Annotated in this window: 17 protein-coding genes; 9 read left to right on the plus strand and 8 right to left on the minus strand. The window is 73.9% G+C overall.

Going from position 1 to position 24,633, the window contains the following annotated elements:
- Positions 1 to 16: 16 nt before the first annotated feature.
- A complete protein-coding gene (locus ACIBPC_RS05045) occupies positions 17 to 1,540 on the minus strand; it encodes an ATP-binding protein (RefSeq protein ID WP_398841366.1) in 1,524 nt (507 codons plus the stop codon).
- A gap of 337 nt (positions 1,541 to 1,877) precedes the next feature.
- Between ACIBPC_RS05045 and glnA the strand changes: the two genes are divergently transcribed.
- Positions 1,878 to 3,239, plus strand: coding sequence for a type I glutamate--ammonia ligase (gene glnA / locus ACIBPC_RS05050; RefSeq protein WP_052849456.1), 1,362 nt, complete (start codon positions 1,878 to 1,880; stop codon positions 3,237 to 3,239).
- 140 nt (positions 3,240 to 3,379) lie between these two features.
- Positions 3,380 to 6,373 carry a bifunctional [glutamine synthetase] adenylyltransferase/[glutamine synthetase]-adenylyl-L-tyrosine phosphorylase gene (locus ACIBPC_RS05055; protein ID WP_362963506.1) on the plus strand — a complete coding sequence of 998 codons (2,994 nt, stop codon included), beginning with the start codon at positions 3,380 to 3,382 and terminating at the stop codon, positions 6,371 to 6,373.
- A gap of 21 nt (positions 6,374 to 6,394) precedes the next feature.
- Here ACIBPC_RS05055 and ACIBPC_RS05060 read toward each other — a convergent pair whose 3' ends face one another.
- Together ACIBPC_RS05060 and ACIBPC_RS05065 are read right to left on the minus strand one after the other, a co-directional pair.
- Positions 6,395 to 7,360 carry a phosphatase PAP2 family protein gene (locus ACIBPC_RS05060; protein WP_362963504.1) on the minus strand — a complete coding sequence of 322 codons (966 nt, stop codon included), beginning with the start codon at positions 7,358 to 7,360 and terminating at the stop codon, positions 6,395 to 6,397.
- 105 nt (positions 7,361 to 7,465) lie between these two features.
- Positions 7,466 to 8,494, minus strand: a complete 1,029-nt coding sequence (locus tag ACIBPC_RS05065) for a LacI family DNA-binding transcriptional regulator (RefSeq protein ID WP_362963502.1) — start codon at positions 8,492 to 8,494, stop codon at positions 7,466 to 7,468.
- Between the two features lie 364 nt (positions 8,495 to 8,858).
- Here ACIBPC_RS05065 and ACIBPC_RS05070 point away from each other — a divergent pair, with 364 nt between their 5' ends.
- The 6 genes from ACIBPC_RS05070 to ACIBPC_RS05095 all read left to right on the plus strand — a co-directional run bounded on the left by ACIBPC_RS05070 (position 8,859) and on the right by ACIBPC_RS05095 (position 16,859).
- Complete coding sequence (locus ACIBPC_RS05070; RefSeq protein WP_398841369.1) at positions 8,859 to 10,121, plus strand: extracellular solute-binding protein; 1,263 nt, start codon at positions 8,859 to 8,861, stop codon at positions 10,119 to 10,121.
- A gap of 13 nt (positions 10,122 to 10,134) precedes the next feature.
- The gene (locus ACIBPC_RS05075) at positions 10,135 to 11,154 is read left to right on the plus strand and encodes a carbohydrate ABC transporter permease (protein WP_398841371.1); all 1,020 of its coding nucleotides are present in this window, start codon (positions 10,135 to 10,137) and stop codon (positions 11,152 to 11,154) included.
- Between the two features lie 2 nt (positions 11,155 to 11,156).
- Complete coding sequence (locus ACIBPC_RS05080) at positions 11,157 to 12,074, plus strand: sugar ABC transporter permease (protein ID WP_398841372.1); 918 nt, start codon at positions 11,157 to 11,159, stop codon at positions 12,072 to 12,074.
- A 90-nt stretch (positions 12,075 to 12,164) separates the two neighbouring features.
- The gene (locus tag ACIBPC_RS05085; protein WP_398841374.1) at positions 12,165 to 13,877 is read left to right on the plus strand and encodes a glycoside hydrolase family 13 protein; all 1,713 of its coding nucleotides are present in this window, start codon (positions 12,165 to 12,167) and stop codon (positions 13,875 to 13,877) included.
- Positions 13,874 to 14,920 (plus strand): LacI family DNA-binding transcriptional regulator, encoded by a 1,047-nt coding sequence (locus tag ACIBPC_RS05090; protein ID WP_398841774.1) that lies wholly within the window; start codon positions 13,874 to 13,876, stop codon positions 14,918 to 14,920. The genes ACIBPC_RS05085 and ACIBPC_RS05090 overlap by 4 nt, the downstream gene beginning before the upstream one ends.
- A gap of 238 nt (positions 14,921 to 15,158) precedes the next feature.
- On the plus strand, positions 15,159 to 16,859 hold the full coding sequence (locus ACIBPC_RS05095) for a carbohydrate-binding module family 20 domain-containing protein (RefSeq protein ID WP_398841776.1): 1,701 nt from the start codon (positions 15,159 to 15,161) through the stop codon (positions 16,857 to 16,859).
- Between the two features lie 59 nt (positions 16,860 to 16,918).
- Here ACIBPC_RS05095 and ACIBPC_RS05100 read toward each other — a convergent pair whose 3' ends face one another.
- From ACIBPC_RS05100 to glnII, 5 genes are all read right to left on the minus strand, one after another.
- Entirely contained in the window at positions 16,919 to 18,913 is a 1,995-nt protein-coding gene (locus ACIBPC_RS05100; RefSeq protein ID WP_398841375.1) for a hypothetical protein, read from the minus strand.
- 59 nt (positions 18,914 to 18,972) lie between these two features.
- Positions 18,973 to 19,620, minus strand: coding sequence for a LuxR C-terminal-related transcriptional regulator (locus tag ACIBPC_RS05105; protein WP_398841377.1), 648 nt, complete (start codon positions 19,618 to 19,620; stop codon positions 18,973 to 18,975).
- Between the two features lie 35 nt (positions 19,621 to 19,655).
- On the minus strand, positions 19,656 to 20,702 hold the full coding sequence (locus ACIBPC_RS05110) for a phosphatidylinositol-specific phospholipase C domain-containing protein (protein WP_398841379.1): 1,047 nt from the start codon (positions 20,700 to 20,702) through the stop codon (positions 19,656 to 19,658).
- Positions 20,703 to 20,885: 183 nt separating this feature from the next.
- Positions 20,886 to 22,181, minus strand: a complete 1,296-nt coding sequence (locus ACIBPC_RS05115; protein WP_398841381.1) for a sensor histidine kinase — start codon at positions 22,179 to 22,181, stop codon at positions 20,886 to 20,888.
- Between the two features lie 255 nt (positions 22,182 to 22,436).
- Entirely contained in the window at positions 22,437 to 23,459 is a 1,023-nt protein-coding gene (gene glnII / locus ACIBPC_RS05120; protein WP_362963484.1) for a glutamine synthetase, read from the minus strand.
- A 234-nt stretch (positions 23,460 to 23,693) separates the two neighbouring features.
- On the opposite strand from glnII, the gene ACIBPC_RS05125 reads away from it, so the two are divergent.
- The gene (locus ACIBPC_RS05125; RefSeq protein ID WP_398841383.1) at positions 23,694 to 24,602 is read left to right on the plus strand and encodes a Gfo/Idh/MocA family protein; all 909 of its coding nucleotides are present in this window, start codon (positions 23,694 to 23,696) and stop codon (positions 24,600 to 24,602) included.
- The last annotated feature ends 31 nt before the right edge of the window (positions 24,603 to 24,633 follow it).

The following is a 24,633-nucleotide window of genomic DNA, read 5'->3' on the forward strand; positions in this document are numbered from 1 at the left end:
CTGCTTGCTGTCCTGGTCACGCCCCCGGCCCCGGGGCGCCCGGGTGCGCCTCGTCCTCCGGGGCGCGCAGTCCGGCGAAGAAGGCGTCCACCCACAGCCCGGGGCCGCGGTCCGCCGCCGCGGGGGCCTGGGCGGGCCGGGACGGCGGCCTGCCCGGCGCCGTCCCGCCGGGCACCGAACCGGTGGGGCGGTCCTTCTGCGGCGCGCCGCCCGCGTCCGCGGCGGGCCGCGACCAGCGGGACGGCACGATCTCGGTCTGCCGCTTGCGCTTCCTGCGCTGCGGCAGCCCGTTCGCGCCCAGCTCGTACTCCGGGGCGTCCTCGTCCGCCCCGGCGGCCGCGACGGTGACGACGGGAGGGTGGCGCGGTCCCGGCCAGGCGGGGGACGACTGCGGGGGGCCGGGCGGCGAGTCGTACGGCGACGGCGGGACGGGGACGATCAGCTCGTCCGGCAGGAACACGACCGAGCGCACCCCGCCGCAGGTCGAGGGGCGCAGCGAGATCCGCACGCCCCAGTGCCCGGCGAGGATGCCCGCGACGCGCAGGCCGATCCGCGCGGTCTCGCCGAGGTCGGTCAGGTCCACGCCGTCCACGCCCTGGTGGAGCAGGAACTCCGCGCGCCTGCGCGACTCGGCGGTGAGCCCGGTGCCCTTGTCCTCGATGGAGATCTCGATGCCGAGGGCGACCTCCTCGCTGTTCATGACGACGCTGCTGCCCGGCGGCGAGTAGCGCGTCGCGTTGTCCAGCAGTTCGGCGATGAGCATGATCAGCGACTCGGCGGCGTGCCCGGGGACGGCGACCTCGATGACGCGGTGCTGCTCCACGCGGCGGTACTCGACGATGGGGCCGCTGCCCGCGCGCATGATGTCGAACAGGGTGATCGGCTCCTCCCACCGCCTGATCGGGCGCCCGCCGCCGAGCACGGACAGGGAGGTGGCGAAGCGGCCCGCCACGTTGATGCCGTGTTCGAGGCGCATCAGGTCGCCGAGCATCTCCGGGGTGTCGTGGCGGAACTCCATGGTGCGGATCTCGCCCTGGAGGCGGTGGATCTCCGTCTGGATGCGGTGCGCGATGTTGACGATGGCGCGCTTGCCGGAGTCGCGCTGGTACTCCTTCTCACGCAGCACGTCGAGCATGGCGCGGAGCATCGCGCGGTGGGCGGCGGTCAGGCGCGGGTCGGAGACGCTGGCGGGGTCGGGCGGCGGCATCAGGTCCTCCTCCAGGCGCCCGGCCGTGAGCTTGCGCAGGGCGACGGGGAGGTCCTGGTACGCGAGCACGTCGGTGTCGGCGATCTGCCGCTCGACCCGCTCCTCCAGCAGCGCGACGCGCAGGCCGCGGCGGATGGTCTCGCCGGAGGTCAGGGCGGCCGCGAGCGTGGCGGCGGCGCCGCACCACAGCAGGGGCGCGCGGGTCCCGTCCGGCACGAGGAACGCCGCCACGGCCACCCCGAGCGCGAGCACCGCGGGCGGCAGCAGCCACCGTCCCGTGGCGGGCGCGCGGCGACGGACGCGCTGTGACGAACCGGCGTGCAGCATGGACATCCCTCGTACCTCGCGACCGACCGTAGCGAGGGCAACTCGCTACGTGGCAGGGACAGTAGAGGCATCGCGGCCCGTGCCGCAGGCAGTTGCGGAAAGGTCCCCCGAACGGGCCCATCGGCGTGTGCGCGGGGGACGCGGCGGCCGGTGGCCGCGCCCGGGACCGGCGGCGACGCGGCCGGTCATTCCATGGCCAAAGATTAATAATGGGAGCGGGTGCGAGGTCCGGCGGTCGCGCATGTGCAACGCCGCGGAAATCCTGTGATGGGATGCTCAGGAGCCCCGAGTGCCCCGCGACGGGGGGACAGAGCCGTCTTGACCAGCGAGGATGGGTGTGGAAATGGAGAAGCAGCAGGAGTTCGTGCTCCGAACGCTTGAGGAGCGGGACATCCGTTTCGTGCGCCTGTGGTTCACCGATGTGCTGGGCTTCCTGAAAAGCGTCGCGGTCGCCCCGGCCGAGCTGGAGCAGGCGTTCGACGAGGGGATCGGCTTCGACGGCTCGGCCATCGAGGGCTTCGCGCGCGTGCACGAGTCCGACATGATCGCCAAGCCCGCGCCCAGCACGTTCCAGATCCTGCCCTGGCGCGCCGAATCGCCGGGCACCGCGCGGATGTTCTGCGACATCCTGATGCCGGACGGCTCGCCCTCCTACGCCGACCCGCGCTACGTGCTCAAGCGCGCGCTGGCCAAGAGCTCCGACCTCGGCTTCACGTTCTACACCCACCCCGAGATCGAGTTCTTCCTGCTGAACGACCGGCCCGTGGACGGCACGCGCCCCACGCCCGCCGACACGTCCGGCTACTTCGACCACACCCCGCAGAACATCGGCATGGACTTCCGCCGCCAGGCGATCACCATGCTCGAATCCATGGGCATCTCGGTCGAGTTCTCCCACCACGAGGGCGCGCCGGGACAGCAGGAGATCGACCTGCGCTACGCCGACGCGCTCTCGACGGCGGACAACATCATGACGTTCCGCCTGGTCATGAAGCAGGTCGCGCTCGAACAGGGCGTGCAGGCCACGTTCATGCCGAAGCCGTTCTCCGAGTTCCCGGGCTCCGGCATGCACACCCACCTGTCGCTGTTCGAGGGCGACAGGAACGCGTTCCACGAGACCGGCGCCGAGTACCAGCTGTCCAAGGTCGGCCGCTCGTTCATCGCCGGGCTGCTGAGGCACGCGGGCGAGATCTCCGCCGTCACCAACCAGTGGGTCAACTCCTACAAGCGCATCTGGGGCGGCACGCAGCGCACGGCGGGCGCGGGCGGCGAGGCGCCCTCGTACATCTGCTGGGGGCACAACAACCGCTCGGCCCTGATCCGCGTCCCGATGTACAAGCCGGGCAAGACCGGCTCCACCCGCATCGAGGTCCGCTCGCTCGACTCGGGCGCCAACCCGTACCTGGCCTACGCCGTGCTGCTCGCCGCCGGGCTCAAGGGCGTCGAGGAGGGGTACGAGCTGCCGCCCGGCGCGGAGGACGACGTCTGGGCGCTCACCGACCACGAGCGGCGCGCGCTGGGCATCGAGCCCCTCCCGCAGAACCTCGGCGAGGCCATCAACCTCATGCAGCACAGCGAACTGGTCGCCGAGACGCTCGGCGAGCACGTCTTCGACTTCTTCCTGCGGAACAAGCGCCAGGAGTGGGAGGAGTACCGCTCCGAGGTGACCGCGTTCGAACTGCGCAAGAGCCTCCCGGTGCTGTAGTCCCCGCCGCCGGGGGGCTTCCCGCCCCCCGGCCCTGCCGGGACGTGACGGCGTACGCTCTAGGGCGGGCGCGGCTGACGGGATCCGCGCGGGTCGGACCGGCCGTGACGGCCGTCGCCGTGGAAGGAGATGGTCCATCCGTGCCGGTCGAGGGACGGCGGGACAGCAGATCGGGACAGCTGCTGCGCCGGGGATTCACCGACGTGCGGACGGCCGCGCGGCTCCTGGACGACCCCGCCCTCGGGCCCGTCGGCGGGCAGGGCGTCCTCCTCGACGCCCTCGGCGCCACCGCCGACCCGGACCTGGCGCTGCGCGCCCTGCTCCGCCTCGTGGAGGCGCAGCCGGACGGCGACCGGGCCAGGCTCCTCGACACCCTCCTCGCCGCCAAGCCGCTGCGCGACCGGCTGCTCGCCGTCCTGGGTGCGTCCGAGGGCCTGGGCGACCACCTCGCGCGCCACCCCGACCACTGGCAGGCCCTCGTCGCGTTCGAACGGGCCGACCTGCACCCCGGCACCGCCGAGTTCGAGGCCGCCCTCGCCCCGGCCGCCGACCCCGACGCGCTGCGCGTGCGCTACCACCGCGCGCTCCTCACCATCGCCGCCCGCGACCTCACCGGCACGAGCGGCTTCGCCGAGACCGCCGCCGAACTGGCCGACCTCGCCACCGCCACCCTGCGCACCGCCCTGCGCCTCGCCGCCGACGAGGCGCCCGAGGACGCCGCCGCCTGCCGCCTCGCGGTCATCGGCATGGGCAAGTGCGGCGGCCGCGAGCTGAACTACGTCTCGGACGTGGACGTCGTCTTCGTCGCGGAACCGCCCCGGCCGCCCGGCGGCGGCGAGCCGCCCGAGGGCGCGGACGGCCCCGCCCTTCAGGCCGCGACCCGCCTGGCCGCCCGCATGATGCGGATCTGCTCCGACACCACCGCCGAGGGCACCATCTGGCCGGTGGACGCCAACCTCCGCCCCGAAGGCCGCAACGGCCCCCTCGTCCGCACCCTCTCCAGCCACCTCGCGTACTACCGCCGCTGGGCGAAGACCTGGGAGTTCCAGGCGCTCCTCAAGGCGCGCCCGGTCGCGGGCGACGCGGATCTCGGCGCCGACTACCTCGCCGCCGTCGCCCCCCTCGTCTGGCAGGCCGCCGAGCGCGAGAACTTCGTCCCCGACGTCCAGAGCATGCGCCGCCGCGTCGAGGACTCCCTGCCCAAGGCCCAGGCGGAACGCGAGCTGAAGCTCGGCCCCGGCGGCCTGCGCGACGTCGAGTTCGCCGTCCAGCTCCTCCAGCTCGTCCACGGCCGCACCGACCCCGAGCTGCGCAGCCCCACCACGCTCGACGCCCTGGCCGCCCTCGACGCGGGCGGCTACGTCGGCCGCCAGGACGCCACGTCCCTCGAAGCCTCCTACCGCTTCCTGCGCACCGTCGAGCACCACATCCAGCTCCACCGCCTGCGCCGCACCCACCTGATGCCCACCGACGAGGCCGACCTGCGGCGCCTCGGCCGCTCCCTCGGCTTCCTCGGCGAGCCCGTGCAGGAGCTGACCACCGCCTGGCGCCGCCACACCTCCGCCGTCCGCCGGCTGCACGAGAAGCTGTTCTACCGGCCGCTGCTCGACGCCGTCGCCCGCCTCGACGCGGGCCAGGCGGTGCGCTTCGGCCAGTCCGCCGCCCGTGAGCGCCTCGAAGCCCTCGGGTACGCCGACCCCGCCGCCGCCATGCGGCACCTCGGCGCCCTCGCCTCCGGGGTCACCCGCAAGGCCGCCATCCAGCGCACCCTGCTGCCCGTCCTCCTCGACCGCTTCGCCGACTCGGCCGACCCGGACGCCGGGCTCCTCGGCTTCCGCAAGGTCTCCGACGCCCTCGGCAGCAGCCCGTGGTACCTGCGCCTCCTGCGCGACGAGGGCGCCGCCGCCGAGAACCTCGCGCGCGTCCTGTCCGCCGGACGCTTCGCCTCCGACCTGCTGCTGCGCGCCCCCGAGGCCGTCGCCCTGCTCGGCGACCCCGAGGGCCTCGCGCCGCGCGGGCGCGCCGCCCTCACGCAGGAGGTCCTGGCCGCCGTCCGCCGCGCGGGCGACGCCGAGCAGGCCGTCACCGCCGTGCGCGGCGTGCGGCGGCGCGAGCTGTTCCGCACGGCGGCGGGCGACCTCGTGGGCGACCGGGGCCCCGACGAGGTCGGCTCCGCCCTCACCGACATCAACGCCGCCACGATCACCGCCGCCCTCGAAGCCGCCACCAGCGCGGTCTGCCCCGAGGGGCCCGCCTGCCGCCTCGCCGTCATCGCCATGGGCCGCTTCGGCGGCCACGAGCTGGGCTACGGCTCGGACGCCGACGTGGTCTTCGTCCACGAGCCGCTGGGCACGGACGGCGACGGCGACGGCGACCAGCGCGCCGGGCAGGACGCGTTCGCCATCGTCACCGAGATGACGCGCCTCCTGCGCCTGCCGAGCAGCGACCCGCCCCTCCTCATCGACACCGACCTGCGGCCCGAGGGCAGGAGCGGCCCGCTCGTCCGCTCCCTCGCCAGCTACGCCGCGTACTACCGCCGCTGGTCCCTCGTCTGGGAGAGCCAGGCCCTGCTGCGCGCCGAGCCCATCGCGGGCGACCCGGACCTGGGCGCGCGGTTCACCGCCCTCGTGGACCCGCTGCGCTACCCCGAGGACGGGGTGGGCGAGGACGCGGTGCGCGAGATCCGCCGCCTCAAGGCCCGCATGGAGGCTGAACGGCTCCCGCGCGGCGCCGACCCGACCCTGCACACCAAGCTGGGGCGCGGCGGCCTGTCCGACATCGAGTGGACCGTGCAGCTCCTCCAGATGCGGCACGGCGCCGCACTGCCCGCCCTGCGCACCACCCGTACGCGTCCCGCGCTGGCCGCCGCCACGGAGGCGGGCCTGCTCGGCGCGGAGGACGCGGCGGTGCTGGACGAGGCGTGGCTGCTGGCCACCCGGGTGCGGAACGCGGTGATGCTGGTCAGGGGCCGCCCGCTCGACTCGTTCCCCAGCGACGGCAGGGAGACGGCGGCGGTGGCCCGCTACCTGGGCTACGAGCCGGGGGCCGCCGGGCGCATGCTGGACGACTACCGGCGCGTCACGCGCCGGGCGCGGGGTGTGGTGGAGCGGCTGTTCTACGAGTACGAAGAATAGGGGCGTGAGGGGCGGCGCGGCTCACGGGTCGGGCGTGCCGGAGGCGCTGGTGCCGCCGGGGCCGCCCCGCCTGCCGGACCGCCCGGCGTCGCCCGTCAGGCCCGTCCGGCGCGCCAGGCGCAGCAGCGCGGGCGGCTCGTCCGCCACGTCGCGCGGCAGGCGGTAGCACCAGCGCCCGAACCACAGGTACGACACCAGGTAGCCGAACGCCAGGCAGGCGAGGCCGCCCACGGCGTCCATCCAGAAGTGGTTGGCCGTGGCGACGATCACCAGCAGTGTGAGGACCGGGTAGAGCGCGCCCAGCACCTTCACCCACAGCGGCCTGGCCAGCACGGCGATGGTGATGCCGCACCAGGTGGACCAGCCGATGTGCATGGACGGCATGGCGGCGAACTGGTTGGACACCTCCGACATGGCGCTGCCCTCGGTGGAGAGCGAGCCCCAGGTGTGGTGGACGCTGGAGGTGTCGATGAAGTCCATGCCGGACATCAGCCGGGGCGGGGCGAGCGGGTAGAAGTAGTAGCCGACGAGGGCCACGGCGGTGGTCGCGAACAGGACGAGCCGTGTCGCCCCGTACCGCCCGGGATGGCGGCGGAAGAGCCACACCAGGACGCCGATGGTCACGACGAAGTGCAGCGTGGCGTAATAGTAGTTCATCGGCACGATGAGCCACGTGACGCCGGCTATGGCGTGGTTCACGGCCAGCTCGAAGTCGAGGCCGAGGCTCCCCTGGAAGTCCCAGATCCAGTGCGCGTGGTTCTGCGCCTGCTCGACGCGGGCGGGGGCGGCGTTGCGGACGGCCGAGTACACGGCGTAGCTGACGGCGATCAGCAGCAGTTCGAACCACAGTCTCGGCCGCCGGGGTACGCGCAGTCCCGCCAGCCGCCGGGGGCGTTCCTGGGGACGTGCGGTCCCCTCCTCCCGCCGTGGGGGCAGTTTCGGTGCGTTCACCCGGTCATCTTTCGGCCTGACACTGATCTCCCCCATGGACGCACAGTCTGCCAGAGGGGTTCATCGACCCGATCATCCTCCCGTCCGGTCTTCACCCCCACGCGGATGGGGGCCGAACGGGGGAGGGGCGCGGCGCGTCGGTCAGGCGCGGGCGGCGGGGGGCGCGGCGGCCGTGGAGCCGCGTACGACCAGCTCCGGCAGGAAGACGAACTCGCTGGGCGGCGCCGGGGTCCCGCCGATCTCCTCCAGGAGCGCGCGGACGGCGGCCTGGCCCATCGCGGGGACGGGCTGCCTGATGGTGGTGAGCGGCGGGTCGGTGAACGCGATCAGCGGCGAGTCGTCGAAGCCGATGACCGAGCACTCCTCGGGCACCGCGAGGCCGCGCTGCCGCGCCGCCCGGATGGCACCGAGTGCCATCATGTCGCTGGCGCAGACGACGGCCGTGCAGCCGCGCGCGAGCAGCTCCGCCGCCGCGGCCTGGCCGCCCTCCAGCGTGTACAGGGAGTGCGCGATCAGCCCGCGCGCCTCCTCCTCGCCGACGCCCAGTTCCGCCGCCATCCCGGCGAGGAAGCCCTCGATCTTGCGGAGCACCGGCACGAACCGCGCCGGGCCGAGCGCGAGGCCGATCCTGCGGTGGCCGAGCGAGACGAGATGGGTCAGCGCGAGCCGCACCGCCGCGCGGTCGTCGGGCGAGACGAACGGGGCGCGGATGCGCGGCGACCAGCCGTTGATCAGTACGAACGGCACTCCGTGCCCGCGGAGTCGCTCGTACCGCTCCATGTCGGCGCTCGTGTCGGCGTGCAGCCCGGAGATGAAGAGGATGCCGGAGACGCCCCGTTCGACCAGCATCTCGGTCAGCTCGTCCTCGGTCGAGCCGCCGGGCGTCTGGGTGGCGAGGACGGGGGTGTAACCCTGACGGGTGAGTGCCTGGCAGATGACCTGGGCGAAGGCCGGGAAGATCGGGTTCTCCAGCTCCGGGGTGATCAGCCCGACGAGGCCCGCGCTGCGCTCCCGCAGCCGGGCGGGCCGCTCGTAGCCGAGCAGGTCGAGGGCGGTCAGGACGGAGTCACGGGTGGCCGCGGCGACGCCGGGCCTGCCGTTGAGGACACGGCTGACGGTCGCTTCGCTGACCCCCGCCTGTGCTGCGATGTCAGCTAGCCGCGCGGTCACAGACCGGGACTGTACCGGGCAGGACCGGCGCTGCCCACCGTGGCGGGAGAAGTGTGCCGGAATGTGGGCGTTCACCCCTTGCAGCCGGTGTGCAAGTTCTTCCATGCCCTGTCCGGCTCTTCCGGTCTGTCCATGTGCCGCCGCGACCCGTGCGGTGACCGGCTCCCGGGCCGGTTTCCACACGTGGGGAGGTCAGGGCGTGAGCGTGAACGGGACCTTGGGCGGGCGCCTTGCAGAAAGTTGCCGCAAGCTCTTTCCAAAAGATTGCCCCGCTGTTACGTTCCTCCTCGGCCCGGCGCCGCACCGGCGCGGCGCATAGGGTGGAAATGCCCCCGAAACGGGCGGAATGCTTGAGGGAGTTCACATGCGACGCAGCATAGGGACGACGGCCGTGGTGGCGGCCCTGGCGCTTGCCGCAACGGCTTGCGGCAGTGACGACGGGGACGGCGGCGGGGACGGCGGCGGCTCGGCCGGCGGCGAACTGTCCGGCACGGTCACCTTCTGGGACACGTCCAACGAGACCGAGGCCGAGGTCTTCCAGGCCGTCGCCGAGGCCTTCGAGGACGAGCACCCGGGCGTCACCGTCGACTATGTGAACGTCGGCTTCGACGACGCGCAGAACCGCTTCAAGAACGCCGCCGCGGCCAACGAGGCGCCGGACGTCATGCGCACCGAGGTCGCCTGGGTCGCGGACTTCGCCAGCCTCGGCTACCTCTACCCGCTGGACGGCACCGCGGCCGTCGAGAACGAGGACGACTTCCTCCCCACCGCCTGGGCCAGCACCCAGTTCGACGGCCAGACGTACGCCGTCCCGCAGGTCACCGACACCCTCGCGCTCTTCTACAACCGGGCGCTGCTGGAGGAGGCCGGCGTCGAGGTCCCCGAGTCCCTCGACGACGTCGAAGCCTCCACCGACGCCTTCGACGCGGTCGGCGCCACCCCGCTGTACGTGCGCGGCGACGACCCGTACTGGTTCCTGCCGTTCCTCTACGGCGAGGGCGGCGACATGGTGGACGCCGAGGCCCAGCGCGTCACCATCGACGACGAGGCCGGTGTCGCGGCCTTCGCGCGCATGCAGTCCCTGATCGACTCCGGCGCCGCCATCACCGACACCAGCGACGGCTGGGAGAACATGATGTCCACCTTCGCCGACGGCGAGGTGGCCATGATGGTCAACGGCCCCTGGGCCATCGCGGACGCCACCGCCGCCCTCGGCGAGGACCTCGGCGTCGCCCCGGTCCCGGCCGGCGGCCAGACCCAGGCCTCCCCGCTCGGCGGCTGGAACTACGGCGTGTACGCGGGCACCCCCGAGGCCGACGCGTCCTTCGAGTTCGTCCGCTACATGAGCTCGGCCGCCACCCAGCAGCGCGTCACCGAGGAGCTGAGCCTCCTGCCGACCCGCGCGTCCGTCTACGACGCGGAGTCCGTCCAGGCCAACGAGATGGTCCAGTTCTTCAAGCCCGCCGTGGACGTGGCGCACGAGCGCCCCTGGATCCCGCAGGCCCAGTCGCTGTTCGAGCCGCTGCGGATCTCCGTCCAGGCCATGCTGACCGGCTCCGCGTCCCCCGCCGAGGCCGCCGCCGACACCGGCGAGGCCTACCGCGACCTCCTCGAAGACTGGCAGTGAGGCGGAGCGGACCATGGCTGACGCCGTCACCCCGCCCAGCACGGTCCCGGCCCGGGCCGCGGAAGCGCACAGCGCCCGCGGCCCGCGCCGCCGTGCGGACGCGCCCCCCGGCCGCCTGCGCAGGAGGCTGAACACCTACTGGTACGCGTGGGCCATGGTCGCCCCGGTCGTCGCCGTCATCGGCGCGATCATCGGCTGGCCCCTCGTACGCGGCATCTGGCTGTCCCTCACCGACGCCGACGAGGCGAACGTCGAGCGGCAGATCGGGGTCAACCACATCGAGGCGACCTACGAGTTCGTCGGCCTCGACAACTACCGCGACATCCTCCAGGACGGCGCCTTCTGGGACCGCCTCGGCTGGACCGTGGTGTGGACGGTCGCCTGCGTCGGCATCACGTTCACCCTCGGCCTGACGCTGGCCACCATGCTGAACCGCGCCTTCAGGGGCCGCACCCTCTACCGCATGGCGCTGATCCTGCCCTGGGCCATCCCCGCCTTCGTGTCGGTCTTCGCCTGGCGCATGCTCTTCAACGAGCGCAACGGCATCCTCAACGGCGTCCTGGACAACGCGGGCATCGACGGCGTCCCGTGGCTGTCCGACCCGACCTGGGCCAAGGTCGCCGTCATCGGCGTCAACGTCTGGCTCGGCGTCCCGTTCATGCTCATCGCGATGCTCGGCGCCCTCCAGTCCATCCCCGCCGAGCAGTACGAGGCGGCCGAGATGGACGGCGCGAACGCCTGGCAGCGCTTCACCCACATCACGCTGCCCGGCATCCGCCCGGTCGCCATGACGGTGGTCCTGCTCAGCACCGTCTGGACCTTCAACATGTTCCCGGTGATCTTCCTGCTGACCCGCGGCGGTCCGGCGGGCTCCACCGACATCCTGGTGACCGAGGCGTTCCGGCTCGCCTTCGTCTCCAGCCCCCGCGACTTCGCGAACTCCGCCGCCTGGGGCGTCCTCATCCTCCTGCTCCTGGTGCTGTTCGCGATCGCCTACCGCAAGGCGCTCCGCAAGCAGGGAGAGGTGTGGTGACGATGGCCACCGACACGGCACAGGCACGCCCCGCCGGGCCCCCGCCCACCGGGCCCGCCGCCACCGCCGGGCAGCGGGGCCGCCCGCCCCGCAGGCGCGGGGAACGCGGCCGCGCCGCCTCGATCGGCCTGCACGCCGGACTGCTGGCCGCCGCGTTCATCGCGGTGTTCCCGCCGTTCTGGCTGCTGGTCACCTCGTTCAAGCCGAAGAGCGAGACGTTCTCGCTGAGCATCGTCTCGGACTTCACGCTCGGCAACTACGACCACGTCATCAACGACACCGAGTTCCTCACCTGGTTCGGCAACTCCCTGCTGATCGTGGTCGTCACGACCCTCATCGGCGTGCTCATCTCCTCCACCACCGGCTACGCGCTCAGCCGCTTCCGCTTCCCCGGCATGCGCCCGCTGATGTGGACCCTGCTGATCACGCAGATGTTCCCGGTCGCCGTGCTGATCGTCCCCCTCTACAACCTGATGTCGCGCTACGGCCTGCTCAACCAGCCGGTCGCGCTCGTCGTCACCTACCTGACGATCGCCGTGCCCTTCTGCGCCTGGATGATGAAGGGCTTCTTCGACACCGTCCCCGTCTCCATCGACGAGTCGGGACGCGTCGACGGCCTCAGCCCGTTCGGCACGTTCTGGCGGCTCATCATGCCGCTGGCCCGTCCTGGCCTCGCCGTCACCGGCTTCTACACCTTCGTGACCGCGTGGGCCGAGGTGGCCTACGCGACCGCCTTCATGACCGGCGAGGAGAACCTCACCCTCGCCGGGGGCCTCCAGACGTTCGTGAACCAGCACACCCAGGACTGGCACCTCATGACAGCCGCCGCCGTCCTCATCGCCGTACCCGCCACCCTCGTGTTCGGCTACGCGCAGCGCCACCTGCAAGCGGGACTGACCGCCGGCTCGACCAAGGCATGAGGCACCGCCGGGCCCCGGAGCACCACCCGCGCTCCGGGCCCGGGACCGCCCCGCACCGACCGACGACCAGCTAGCACCCACAGGGACGACATGACCCAGCACCTCGCCGACCGCCCGCAGCCCACCAGCGGCCCCGGCCGGTCCCAGGACCAGGCCCACGACTGGTGGCGCGACGCCGTCATCTACCAGGTCTACCCGCGCTCCTTCGCCGACGGCAACGGCGACGGCATGGGCGACCTCGCCGGAGTCCGCGCCCGCCTGCCCCACCTCGCGGACCTCGGCGTGGACGCCGTCTGGCTGAGCCCCTTCTACGCGTCCCCGCAGGCCGACGCCGGGTACGACGTCGCCGACTACCGCGCCATCGACCCCATGTTCGGCGACCTGCACGACGCCGACGCCCTCATCAGGGACGCCCACCGCCTCGGCCTGCGCGTCATCGTGGACCTGGTGCCCAACCACTCGTCCGACCGGCACGAGTGGTTCCAGCGCGCCCTGCGCGAAGGCCCCGGCTCGCCCCTGCGCGACCGCTACCACTTCCGGCCGGGCACCGGCGAGAACGGCGACGCCCCGCCCAACGACTGGGAGTCCATCTTCGGCGGCCCCGCCTGGACCCGCGTCGCCGACCCGGACGGCACCCCGGGCGAGTGGTACCTCCACCTCTTCGCGCCCGAGCAGCCCGACTTCAACTGGGACAACCAGGCGGTGCGCGACGAGTTCCGTTCCCTGCTGCGCTTCTGGCTCGACATGGGCGTGGACGGCTTCCGCATCGACGTCGCCCACGGCCTCGTCAAGGCCGCCGGGCTCCCCGACATGGGCCACCCGGGACAGCTCAAGCTGCTCGGCACCCAGGTCCTCCCGTTCTTCGACCAGGACGGCGTGCACGAGATCTACCGCTCCTGGCGCCAGATCCTCGACGAGTACCCCGGCCAGCGCATCGGCGTCGCCGAGGCATGGACGCCCAACGCGGGCCGCACCGCCCTGTACGTCCGCCCCGACGAGCTGCACCAGGCGTTCAACTTCCACTACCTCAACACCCCGTGGGACGCCCTCGCCCTGCGCGAGGTCATCGACTCCTCCCTCGACTCCATGCGCCCGGTCGGCGCCCCCACCACCTGGGTGCTGTCCAACCACGACGTCGTACGCCACCGCACGCGCCTCGGCGGCAGCCTCGCCCGCGCCCGCGCCGCGACCCTGCTGATGCTCGCCCTGCCGGGCTCCGCGTACGTCTACCAGGGCGAGGAACTGGGCCTGCCCGAGGTCGAGGACCTGCCCGACGACGCCAGGCAGGACCCCGCGTTCCTGCGGCGCGGCGCGCACGAGGACGGCTCGGGCGACGGGCAGGAAGGGCTGCGCGACGGCTGCCGCGTCCCCATCCCCTGGACGCCGGACGGCTCCTCGTACGGCTTCGGCGACGGCGGCAGCTGGCTGCCCCAGCCCGCCGGGTGGGGCGGCCTGTCCGTCGCGGAGCAGACCGGCGACCCGGCGTCCACGCTGGAGCTGTACCGCGCGGCCCTCGCCGTGCGGCACGCGCACCCGGCGCTCGGCGCGGGCGCCGACGTGGAGTGGCTGGAGGCGCCCGCCGGGGTCCTCGCGTTCCGCCGCCGGGCCGCCGACGGCACGGCGTTCGTCTGCGCGGTCAACACCGGCGGGGCCCCGGCCGACGTCTCCGCCCTGCTCGCCACCGGCAAGGCCCTCCTCGTCAGCGGCACCGGCCACGACACCGCGACCGACACCGTCACCGGCACGGACGCGCTCTCCGCCGGACTCCTGCCCGCGGACACCACCGTCTGGTGGCAGGAGTGAGCCAGGGCGGCGGGCCCGACGCCGCGCGCGTCCCCCACCAGCGGCACGCCGGGCCCGCCCGCCTCGCCGACATCGCCCAGCAGGCGGAGGTCAGCGAGGCGACGGTCAGCCGCGTCCTCAACGGCAGGACGGGCGTCGCCGCCGCCACCAGGCAGCGGGTCCTCGCCGCCCTCGACGTGCTGGGGTACGAGCGGCCGGTCCGGCTGCGGCAGCGCAGCGCGGGCCTGGTCGGGCTCGTGATCCCCGAGCTGACCAACCCGATCTTCCCCGCGTTCGCCCAGGTCATCGAGCAGGTGCTCGCCGGGCACGGCTACACGCCCGTGCTGTGCACCCAGTCGCCCGGCGGCGCGACCGAGGACGAACTCGTGGACCAGCTGGTCGAACGCGGCGTCACCGGCATCGTCTTCCTCTCCGGGCTGCACGCGGACACCACCGCCGACCCGGCACGCTACGCGCGGCTGAGCGGCAGGGGCGTCCCGTTCGTCCTGATCAACGGCTTCAACCCGCGCGTCAGCGCGCCCTTCGTCTCGCCGGACGACGCGGCGGCCACCCGCATCGCCGTCCAGCACCTCCGCGCCCTCGGGCACGAGCGGATCGGGCTCGCCGTGGGCCCGCGCCGCTTCGTGCCCGTGCAGCGCAAGGTCGCGGGCTTCCTCGCCGAGACGGGCGACGCGGGCCTCGTGCAGCACACGCTGTTCAGCGTCGAGGGCGGCCAGGCGGCCACCGTGTCCCTGCTCGACGCGGGCTGCACCGGCGTCGTCTGCGGCAGCGACATGATGGCGCTCGGCGCGATACGCGCGGTGCGGCAGCGCGGCCTCGACGTGCCGGCCGACGTGTCGGTGATCGGGTACGACGACTCGGACCTGTTCGCGTTCACCGACCCGCCGCTCACCACGCTGCGCCAGCCCGTGCGCGCCATGGCGAGCGCGGCCGTCAGCTCCCTGCTGGAGGAGGTCGGCGGCCTGGTGCAGCACACCGAATTCGTGTTCCAGCCCGAGCTGGTGGTGCGCGGCTCCACGGCCAAGGCGGCGCCCCGAGCGTGAACCCCGGGCGGCAGCGGCGTCACCGCGCGTGCAAGATCTTCCACAAGGCATTGCGGAACCTCTGACGCGCAGCTTTCCCCTCCCCGCGCGGGCCCTTGACCGCTCTCCCGGGCGGTCCTACGGTCCCCCGTGAAATCTCTTGCAGCAAGAGCCGGTTCCCCACTCTCCAGCCGAGCCGCACCGGAGGAGCCCCATGCGCAGAAGACCGAGAGCCCCCCACCGCCGCGGCGCCCTCACCATGGCGGGCCGCGCCGTCCTCGCCGGACTGCTGGCCGCCGCAGGGTCCGTCGTCTCCCTCACCGCCACCGCACCGGCGGCGCAGGCCGCGCCGCCCGGCGAACGGGACGTCACCGCCGTCCTGTGGAACTGGGACTTCCCCTCCATCGCCCGCGAGTGCACCGACCGCCTCGGCCCGGCGGGCTACGGCTTCGTCCAGGTCTCCCCGCCCCAGGAGCAGATCCAGGGCGGCCAGTGGTGGACCGCGTACCAGCCCGTCAGCTACCGGATCGACAGCAGGCTGGGCAACCGGGACGAGTTCCGCGCCATGGTGGACACCTGCCGCGCCGCGGGCGTCGGCGTCGTCGTGGACACGGTCGTCAACCACATGTCGGCCGCCACCGGCGCGGGCACCGGCACCGGCGGCTCGCCGTACGCCAAGTACTCCTACCCGAACGCCCCCTACGGCGACGGCGACTTCCACACCTGCCGCCGCGACATCGCCAGCTACCAGGACCGCTACGACGTCCAGGTCTGCGAACTCGTCGGCCTCGCCGACCTCGACACCGGCAAGCAGTACGTCCGCCAGCGCATCGCCGACTACATGAACGACCTGCTGAGCCTCGGCGTCGCCGGCTTCCGCGTGGACGCGGCCAAGCACATCGCCGCCGACGACCTCGCCGCCATCCGCGCGCTGGTGGACGACCCCGACCCGTACTGGAAGCAGGAGGTCATCTTCGGCGCGGGCGAGGCCGTCCAGCCCACCGAGTACACGGGCAACGGGGACGTGCAGGAGTTCCGCTACGGCCGCGACCTCAAGCGCGTCTTCGAGAACGAGAACCTCGCCTACCTGCGCAACTTCGGCGAGGGCTGGGGCTACCTCCCCGGCGGCGGCGCCGCCGTCTTCGTCGACAACCACGACACCGAGCGCAACGGCTCCACCCTCACCTACCGCAGCGGCGCCGACTACACCCTCGCCAACGTCTTCATGCTCGCCTGGCCCTACGGCGCGCCCGACGTGCACTCCGGCTACGAGTTCAGCGACCACGACGCCGGGCCGCCCTCGGACGGCCATGTCAACGCCTGCTGGCAGGACGGCTGGACGTGCCAGCACGCCTGGCCCGAGATCGAGAGCATGGTCGCCTTCCGCAACGCCACGGCGGGTCAGGCCGTCACCGACTGGTGGGACAACGGGAACGACGCCATCGCCTTCGGCCGCGGCGACCGGGGCTACGTGGCGGTCAACCACGAGGGCTCGTCCCTCACCCGCACCTTCGACTCGTCCCTCGCGGCGGGCACGTACTGCGACGTCCAGAGCGACCGCACCGTGACGGTCGACGGCTCCGGGCGCTTCACCGCGACCCTCGGGCCGAACACGGCGCTCGCCCTCCACACCGGCGCCCGCGCCTGCGGGAACGAGACGGTCGCGTCCGGCGCCTCGTTCGGTGTCACCGCGCAGACCCAGTGGGGCGAGAACGTCTACGTCGTCGGCAGTGTCCCGCAGCTCGGCTCCTGGGACCCGGCCCGCGCCGTACGCCTCGGCTCCGGCAGCTACCCCGTGTGGCGCGCGGACGTCGACCTCCCGGCAGGGACGGTCTTCCAGTACAAGTACGTCCGCCGCTGGGACGGCGCGGCGGGCGTCACCTGGGAGACGGGCGCCGACCGCACCGCGACCGTCCCGGCGAGCGGCCGCGTGACGCTCACCGACACCTGGCGCGGCTGACCCGCGCGCACGAGGGGCGGGACCGCCGCGCGGCCCCGCCCCTCACCCCGCCTCCGCCGTCAGCCGCCCAGCATGGCGAGCGTTCCGTCCTCGCCGAGGGTGCCCGTCAGTTCCGCCTGCGCGCCCTCCTCGGCGGGCAGGGCCAGCGTCCGGCCGTCCGACTCGCCGGTCACCCCGCCCCCGGCCCTGAGGGACGTCACCTCGTCGCTCCCGGCCGCGACCAGGTACCACGCGTCGGCGGGCGAACGCCACAGCACGCCGCTGAGCACCGCCGGGCGCCGCTGCCCGCACGACGACGCGTCCTCCGCGCTCGCCGTCATCACCCCGGGCTCACCAGGCCGCGCCGGCGGCGCCAGGAACTCCGTCAGCGTCTTCGCGCCGACCCCGCGCCACGTCTCGGCCCGCACGCACACCCACCGCGCCTCGCCGCCGCCGTCGGGCAGCGTCTGCCCGGCGAAGTCCCACAGGTTCACCGACCGCACGCCCGCGCCGCCGACCTGCGGCAGGTGGCACGCCGTACGGGCCCACCGGTCGCGCGCCTCGCCCGACGCGCCCGCCTGCCCGGGACCGCCCGGCTCGCCGTACGTCAGCTGCGCAGGGACCAGCTCGCCCAGGTCGGCGAGGAGGTACGGGTCCGGGCTGCCCTGGAGCGTCACCGACAGCGCCGGGTACTCGGCGCACAGCCCGTCCTGCGGCGCCGCGTCCGCGTCCTGCCCCTGCCCCGCCGTCGTGCGCACCGCGCCGGACACGCCCGCCTCGTCCACGTCGAGCGGCGCCGTGTCCGCCGACGGGTCCACCAGGTCGGCCGTCGCCGCGCCGGTGACCCAAGGGGCCATCAGATAACGGGTGTTGCCGTCGCCCCTGGCGATGACGACGGCGGCAGAACCCGCCGGACCCGCCCCGTCCACCCGCGCGAAGTCCAGCAGCGCCGCGCCGCTCGACGCGCCCGCCGCCTCCGCGTACCTGACGAGCCGCAGCCCGTCGTACAGCAGCACGACCGACGTGCCCGACGTCTCGCCCGCGTACAGCAGTTGCGCCGGTCCCGGGGGCGGACCCGTCTGCGTGCCGGGCGTCGCCGAGACGACCACCTCGTCGCCGGGGCGCGCCCAGACCGCGAGCGCGCGGCGCAGCAGACCGGTGTCGCCCGCCTTGTCGCCGCGCGTCGGCCACACCGAGAAGTCCGTGCGCGCCGACTGGCGCCACACCGTGTCGGGGATGCGGCGCAGGCCCTGCGGGTCGAGGGCGGCCTCGGCGGCGGCGTTGCGCGCGTAGGGCGGGGCGGCGGCGCCGTCGTCGCCCCAGCCGCCGGGGAGGAACGCCAGCGTGGCCGCGACCACGGCCAGCGCCGCAGCGCCGATCAGCGCGTTCCGGGTGACGCGGCGGCGGCGCAGCAGGTCGGTCGGCCGCGCCTGGAGGGTGCAGGGGTCGGCCGGTTCGACGAGGCTGCCGTTCGGGGTGGCGGCCAGCGCGGCGGCGGCGGTGACCGCCGGGCCGATGTCCGCAGGCTCCACGCCCGCCGCGCGCAGCAGCCCCCGTACCGCCGCCTCGTCCAGGCCGTCGAGCCGCCGCAGCGCGAACGCCGCGCGGGCCGCCGGGGCGAGACCGGCGAGCGCCTGGTCGAGCGCGACCTCGCGCTCGACGTCCGCCCCTTCCTGGCGCGGGAAGAGCCGCAGCCCGGCGACCAGCGGCAGCGGGCGCGGCCTCGGCAGGCGTACGTCGCGGCCGGCGAGGCGGGTCGTGCGGCCCTCCGCGAGCGCGGCGCGCACGACGCGCAGCCGCAGCCACGCGTAGCCCGCGTCACGCCCGGCGGGCCCCGCCACCCGCTGCGCGGGCACCGGCGCGGGGTCGTCGGCGGCCGCCTTGCCGCGCGGCAGCGCGCGCTGCGCGAGCGCGTGCGCCGTCAGCACGCGCCGGTGCCGGGAGAGGGTGCGCGGCAGGATCAGGTGGGCGAGCCGCACGAGGCGCGGGTAGTGCTCGACGAGCGCGGCCTCGGCCTGGTCGAGGGCCATGGCGTCGGGCGCGGCTTCGGGGGTGGTGACATCGCTGGCAGACACAAAGCCAGAACGACGGACCGCCGGTCAGGTTACGAGCGCGGCCCGGACTGCCGTACGGGTCATCGCTGTTCGAGGTACGCGAGGACCGCGAGGACGCGCCGGTTGTCGTCGTCGGACGGCGGCAGCCCGAGCTTGCTGAAGATGTTGGACGTGTGCTTGGCGACGGCCCGCTCGGTCACCACGAGCCGCTCGGCGATCGCCGCGTTCGAACGGCCCTGCGCCATCAGCTCGATGACCTCGATCTCGCGCGGCGTCAGCTTCTCCAGCAGCGAGTCCTGCGTGCGCTGCGCCAGCAGCTGCTGGATCACCTGCGGGTCCATCGCCGTGCCGCCGGACGCGACGCGGCGCACCGCGTCCACGAACTGGTCGGCGTCGAACACGCGGTCCTTCAGCAGGTAGCCCACGCCGCCGCGCCCGTCGGCGAGCAACTCCCGCGCGTACAGCTGCTCCACGTGCTGGGAGAGCACGAGCACGGGCAGGCCGTGCTGCTCGCGGCGCGCCTGGAGCGCGCACTGGAGTCCCTCGTCGGTGAACGACGGCGGGAGCCGGACGTCGACGACGGCGACGTCCGGCTTCAGCTCGGCCAGGGCGCGGGTGAGTGCCGGGCCGTTGTCCACGGCGGCGGCGATCTGGAAGTCGTGGGCTTCGAGCAGCCGCACGAGTCCGTCCCGCAGCAGGAACAGGTCTTCGGCGAGGACGACGCGCATGGCGGTCAGCTTAGCCGTCCCGGGGGACCCCGCGGTCAGCCGTGCGACACGACGGTGGACAGCACACCCGGCAGCGTGTGCCAGTCGGAACTGGCCACGGCCGCGCCGCCGTCCGCGAGCAGCCGTACGCGGGCGAGCGCCTCGGCCTCGGTCGGGGCGGTGGCCGAGATGGCGGGCGGGACGTTGTGCGCGTCCGTCATGACGAGGAGGTAGTGGCGGTCGGTGTACCAGGCGGTGTCGATGCCGCCGCCGAGGTACGCGGACGCGTCGCCGTCGAAGACGACGAACCACGGCCGCAGCGTCGCGTCCCCGTACCGCCCGGCGCGCGGGTCGCCGGCCTCCGCGCCGTGCACGGCGGGGAACGCGGTGGCCGACGCGAGCGTCCCGGCGGCGGCGCGGTCCCGCAGGTGGCGGGCGTACTCGACGTCCGTCCAGAGGCTGTCGAACGGGTTGCCCTCCTCGACGGTGCCCGGTATCAGGTGCACGAGGAAGCGGCCCGCCAGCGCGTCGCGGCCCGGCCAGCCGTCCGCGCGGACCGCCTCGTCGAGGGTGGCGTGGCCGCCGATCAGGTCGGCGGGGCGGAAGAGTGCGTCGCCGAGCGTGGCGTCGAGCAGGGCGTCGAAGTCGTCGGGGCCGCGGCCGAGGTTGTCGGCGAAGCCGTCCTTCAGCTCGATCTTGAGCTGGACGGGCCGGTGGCCGGGGTTCGCGTCGTGCCAGGCGCGGATGTCGGCGAGGCAGCCGGCCAGGCCCTGGTTCCGCGCGCCGGTGCGCAGCCCGGCGGCGGAGTCGGCGCCGACGCAGTTGCTGGAGTTGCCGAACGGGTTGTTGTGCGCGACGCGCCAGCCGCTGCCGAAGAAGTTGGTCCAGACGTCGATCTCCAGCATGCCGGCGCCGGAGTCGAGCGCGTCCGCGAAGTAGGGGAACGTGCCCTGGAGGTAGGCGTTGTGGACGCCGACCGAGGTGCTCGCGCCGTAGGAGGGCGCGTCGGCCGCCGTCGCCGCCCGGGCGGGCGGTGCCAGGGCGGGGAGGGCCAGGACGGTGAACGCCGCCAGTGCCGTGGGGAGGGAACGCCGGGGTCGCATGCGGTGCCGCCTTCGCTCGCGTGGGTGGGGGAGCGGTGTCTCAACGCGGCAGCAGCGTACGGGAGTTCGGTGACGCCGGGGATGGGCTGGGTGAGCCGGGGGCGAACGCCGGGCCAACGCCCGCCCCGCACCGCCGCGCCCGGGAGCGGCACCCCACCCGGTGCGACGGTACGGGCGGGCGGCTCAGCGGCGGCCCGCGCCCGGTTCGACGCGGGCGGCCGGGATCTCGATGGTGACCAGGGTGGGCCCGCCTTCGGGGCTGCTCAGCGCCAGCACGCCGTCGAACGCGCCGAGCCGCCGCTCCAGGCCGCGCAGCCCCGAGCCCGCTTCGAGGCTCGCCCCGCCGCGCCCGTTGTCCGTGATCGCGATACGCAGCGCGCTCTCGGGCCCGCTGTAGTAGATGTCCAGCCACACCTGGGACGCGCCCGAGTGCTTCGCCGCGTTGGTCAGCACCTCGCTGATCGCGAAGTACGCGGCCGACTCGACCGGCTCCTCCAGGCGCCCCGGCAGGTCCACGTCCACCTCCACCGGCATCTGCATGCGCAGCGCGAGCGCCCGCGCGGCGTCGCCGAGGCCGCGTTCCGCCAGCACCGGCGGGTGGATGCCGCGTACGAGGTCGCGCAGTTCCGACAGGGCCTCGGCCGAGTTCTCCCGGGCCTGGGCGAGCAGCTGCTTGGCCTTCGCCGGGTCCTTCTCGATCAGCGCCTCGACCGTGCCGAGGCTCATGCCCATGGCGACCAGCCGCGCCTGCGCGCCGTCGTGCAGGTCCCGTTCGATGCGGCGCAGTTCGGCGGCGGAGTTGTCCAGCGCGTCGTGCCGTGTCTCCTGGAGCCGCGCCACGCGCCGGGCGAGCTGCTGCTTCTCGGAGGCGCCGTTGAGCGCGCCCGTCATGAGGAAGTGGCCGCGCACCAGCAGCGGGTTGACCGCGAGGGCCACGCCGAGGAGGCAGACGCCGAGCACCGCCGCGAGCACCGCCGTGAACCAGCTGCTGACCGGCACGAAGGCGTACCAGTACGTGCCGCCCGCGTGGTACACGGGCACCCACACGCCGCACAGCAGCACGATGCCCCACAGGAAGTAGCCGATCAGCGCCCATGGCAGCAGCGCGACCACGAATCCGGCGACGGCGTCGACGAACAGCCAGCCCGCGTCCCGCCAGGTCGCCGGGTCCTTGAGCATCTCGACGCAGCGCGCCACCTGGTGCGCGATCCCGCCGGTGCGGGAGACGGGCTCGGGGCGGTAGGCGGTGGGGATCGTCAGGCCGCTCCAGCGCTGGGCCAGCTCGCGCCGCACGTTGGCGTGGGCGCGGACGGCGTCCACGACCATCGGCGTCGTGAACAGGCCGATGCCCGTCAGGATCAGCGCCACCGACACGACGAAGAAGACGAACAGCGCCAGTGAGACGACGATCGACAGCAGCGACAGGACGAGTCCCCGCCAGGCCGCCTCCAGGGCATCGCGTACCCGGTGTCTGTTCATGTCCATCGCCCGTCCATCTCCGTCGTGCGGTCGTTCGCCGTGTAGCGGTATCCGACCACAAGTCTGCGGCGTGGCCGTGCCGTGGTCACGGGGGGCGACAGCCCGGCGGGGGTGTAGCCAGATACACCACAGGCGCCCGCCGTGGGGCGGGCGCCTGTGGTGTCCCCCCGGAACCGTGCCCGAGCTGCGGCCACGGGCCGGGGAGACGTGCGGGGGACGCGCGCCGGGGCGCGTCCGTGCGGGAGGGGGCGGGGCTCAGACGAGGCCCGCGCCCTCCAGGTCGGCGCACACGGTGTCGGTGATCAGCCGCGTCACGATGTACGGGTCGCAGTTGGCGTTCGGCCGCCGGTCCTCGATGTAGCCCTTCTTGTCCCGCTCGACCTGCCACGGGATGCGGACCGAGGCGCCGCGGTTCGAGACGCCGTAGCTGTACTGGTCCCACGGCGCGGTCTCGTGCGCGCCGGTGAGGCGGTCCTCGACGTCCGCGCCGTAGTTCTTGACGTGTTCGAGGGGCTTGCCGTCCTTGCCCATGGACTCGCAGGCGGCGACGATCGCGTCGTACCCCTCGCGCATGGCCTTGGTGGAGAAGTTGGTGTGGGCGCCCGCGCCGTTCCAGTCGCCCTTGACCGGCTTGGGGTCGAGGGTCGCGGAGACGCCGAAGTCCTCGGCGGTGCGGTAGAGCAGCCAGCGCGCGATCCACAGCTGGTCGGAGACCTCAAGCGGCGACAGCGGGCCGACCTGGAACTCCCACTGGCCCGGCATGACCTCGGCGTTGATGCCGGAGATGCCGAGACCGGCCTTCAGACAGTTCTCCAGGTGCGCCTCGACGACGTCGCGGCCGTAGATCTCGTCCGCGCCGACGCCGCAGTAGTAGCCGCCCTGCGGGGCGGGGAAGCCGCCGCTCTCCGGGAAGCCGAGGGGGCGCGCGCCCTTGAAGAACGTGTACTCCTGCTCGATGCCGAAGATCGGCTCCTGGGACGCGAACCGCTCGGCCACCGGACGCAGGGCGGCGCGGGTGTTCGACACGTGCGGGGTGTCGTCCACGTTCCAGACCTCGCACAGGACGAGGATGTCGTCGCCGCCGCGGATCGGGTCCGGGTAGGAGGCGACCGGCTTCAGCACGCAGTCCGACGCGTGGCCCTCGGCCTGGTTGGTGCTCGAACCGTCGAAGCCCCAGGTCGGGGGCTCGGCGCCGTCGGCGAGGATCTTGGTCTTGGACCGCAGCTTCGCGGTGGGCGAGGTGCCGTCGATCCAGATGTACTCGGCCTTGTAGCTCACGGTCCGTGCTCCTCCATGAGGTCTTCGCGGGTGCTCCACAGCGCTGCGTCCACGCCGCGTCCACCCTCCCCACCAGCGGTTTCCCGGCAGTTGCCCGGTTGTTAAACCGGCGTGAACGGCGTTTGCCCCCGGTACCGCTCCCGCGCGCCCGGCGTCTTAGGGTGTCAGCGACCGGCCCTCCCGGCCGGTCGCCCCCGCGCGTTCCGTCCGCGTACGTCTGGAGAAGGGTCACCCATGAGATTCGGTCTGCTCGGCACCGGCCCCTGGGCGCGCAACACCCACGGCCCCGGCCTCGCGGAGCACCCCGGGGTCGAGCTGGCCGGCGTCTGGGGCCGCCGCCCCGAGGCCGCCGCCGAGCTGGCGGAGGAGCTGGGCACCCGCCCGTACGAGGACGCCGACGCGCTGTTCGCGGACTGCGACGCCGTCGCCGTCGCGCTGCCGCCCGACGTGCAGGCGCCCCTCGCCGTACGGGCCGCCCGCGCCGGCTGCCACCTGCTGCTCGACAAGCCGACCGCCACCACCGTCGCGGGCGCCCGCGAGCTGGCCGACGCGGCAGGGGCCGCGGGCGTCGCCTCGGTCGTCTTCTTCACCCTGCGCTTCACGCCGGAGACGGCCGCCTGGCTGGCCGCGCAGAAGGGCACGGAGGGCTGGCTCACCGGCCGCGCCGACTGGTACTCGCCCATCTTCGGCGGCTCGGACTCGCCGTACGCGTTCTCGGAGTGGCGCAAGGAGCACGGCGCGCTGTGGGACGTCGGGCCGCACGCGCTGTCCGTCCTGCTGCCCACGCTCGGCGACGTCACGGGCGAGGAGGCCCCCGAGGGCGTCGTGGCCGCGCTCGGCCCCGGGGACACGACGCACGTGCTGCTGCGGCACGTCTCGGGCGCGTCCAGCTCGCTCACGCTCTCGCACACCGTCCCGCCGCAGGCGGCGGGTGTCGCGGTGGAGCTGCGCGGGGCCGCCGGGGTCTCGACGCTGCCGGAGCGGCCGCCGGGCGGGGTGAAGCGCGCGTTCTCCCGGGCGGTGGACGCGCTGCTGGAGTCGGCGGCCACCGGGGAGCCGCATGCGTGCGACGTCCGGTTCGGCCTGCGGGTGACGGAAATCCTGGCGGCGGTGGAGTCGGCGCTCGGGATGCCGCCGCGCTGAGGTGCGGTCCCGGGACCGCCGGGCGGGTGCG

The organism is Streptomyces sp. NPDC049879 (genome assembly GCF_044461265.1).
Taxonomy (GTDB): Bacteria; Actinomycetota; Actinomycetes; order Streptomycetales; family Streptomycetaceae; genus Streptomyces.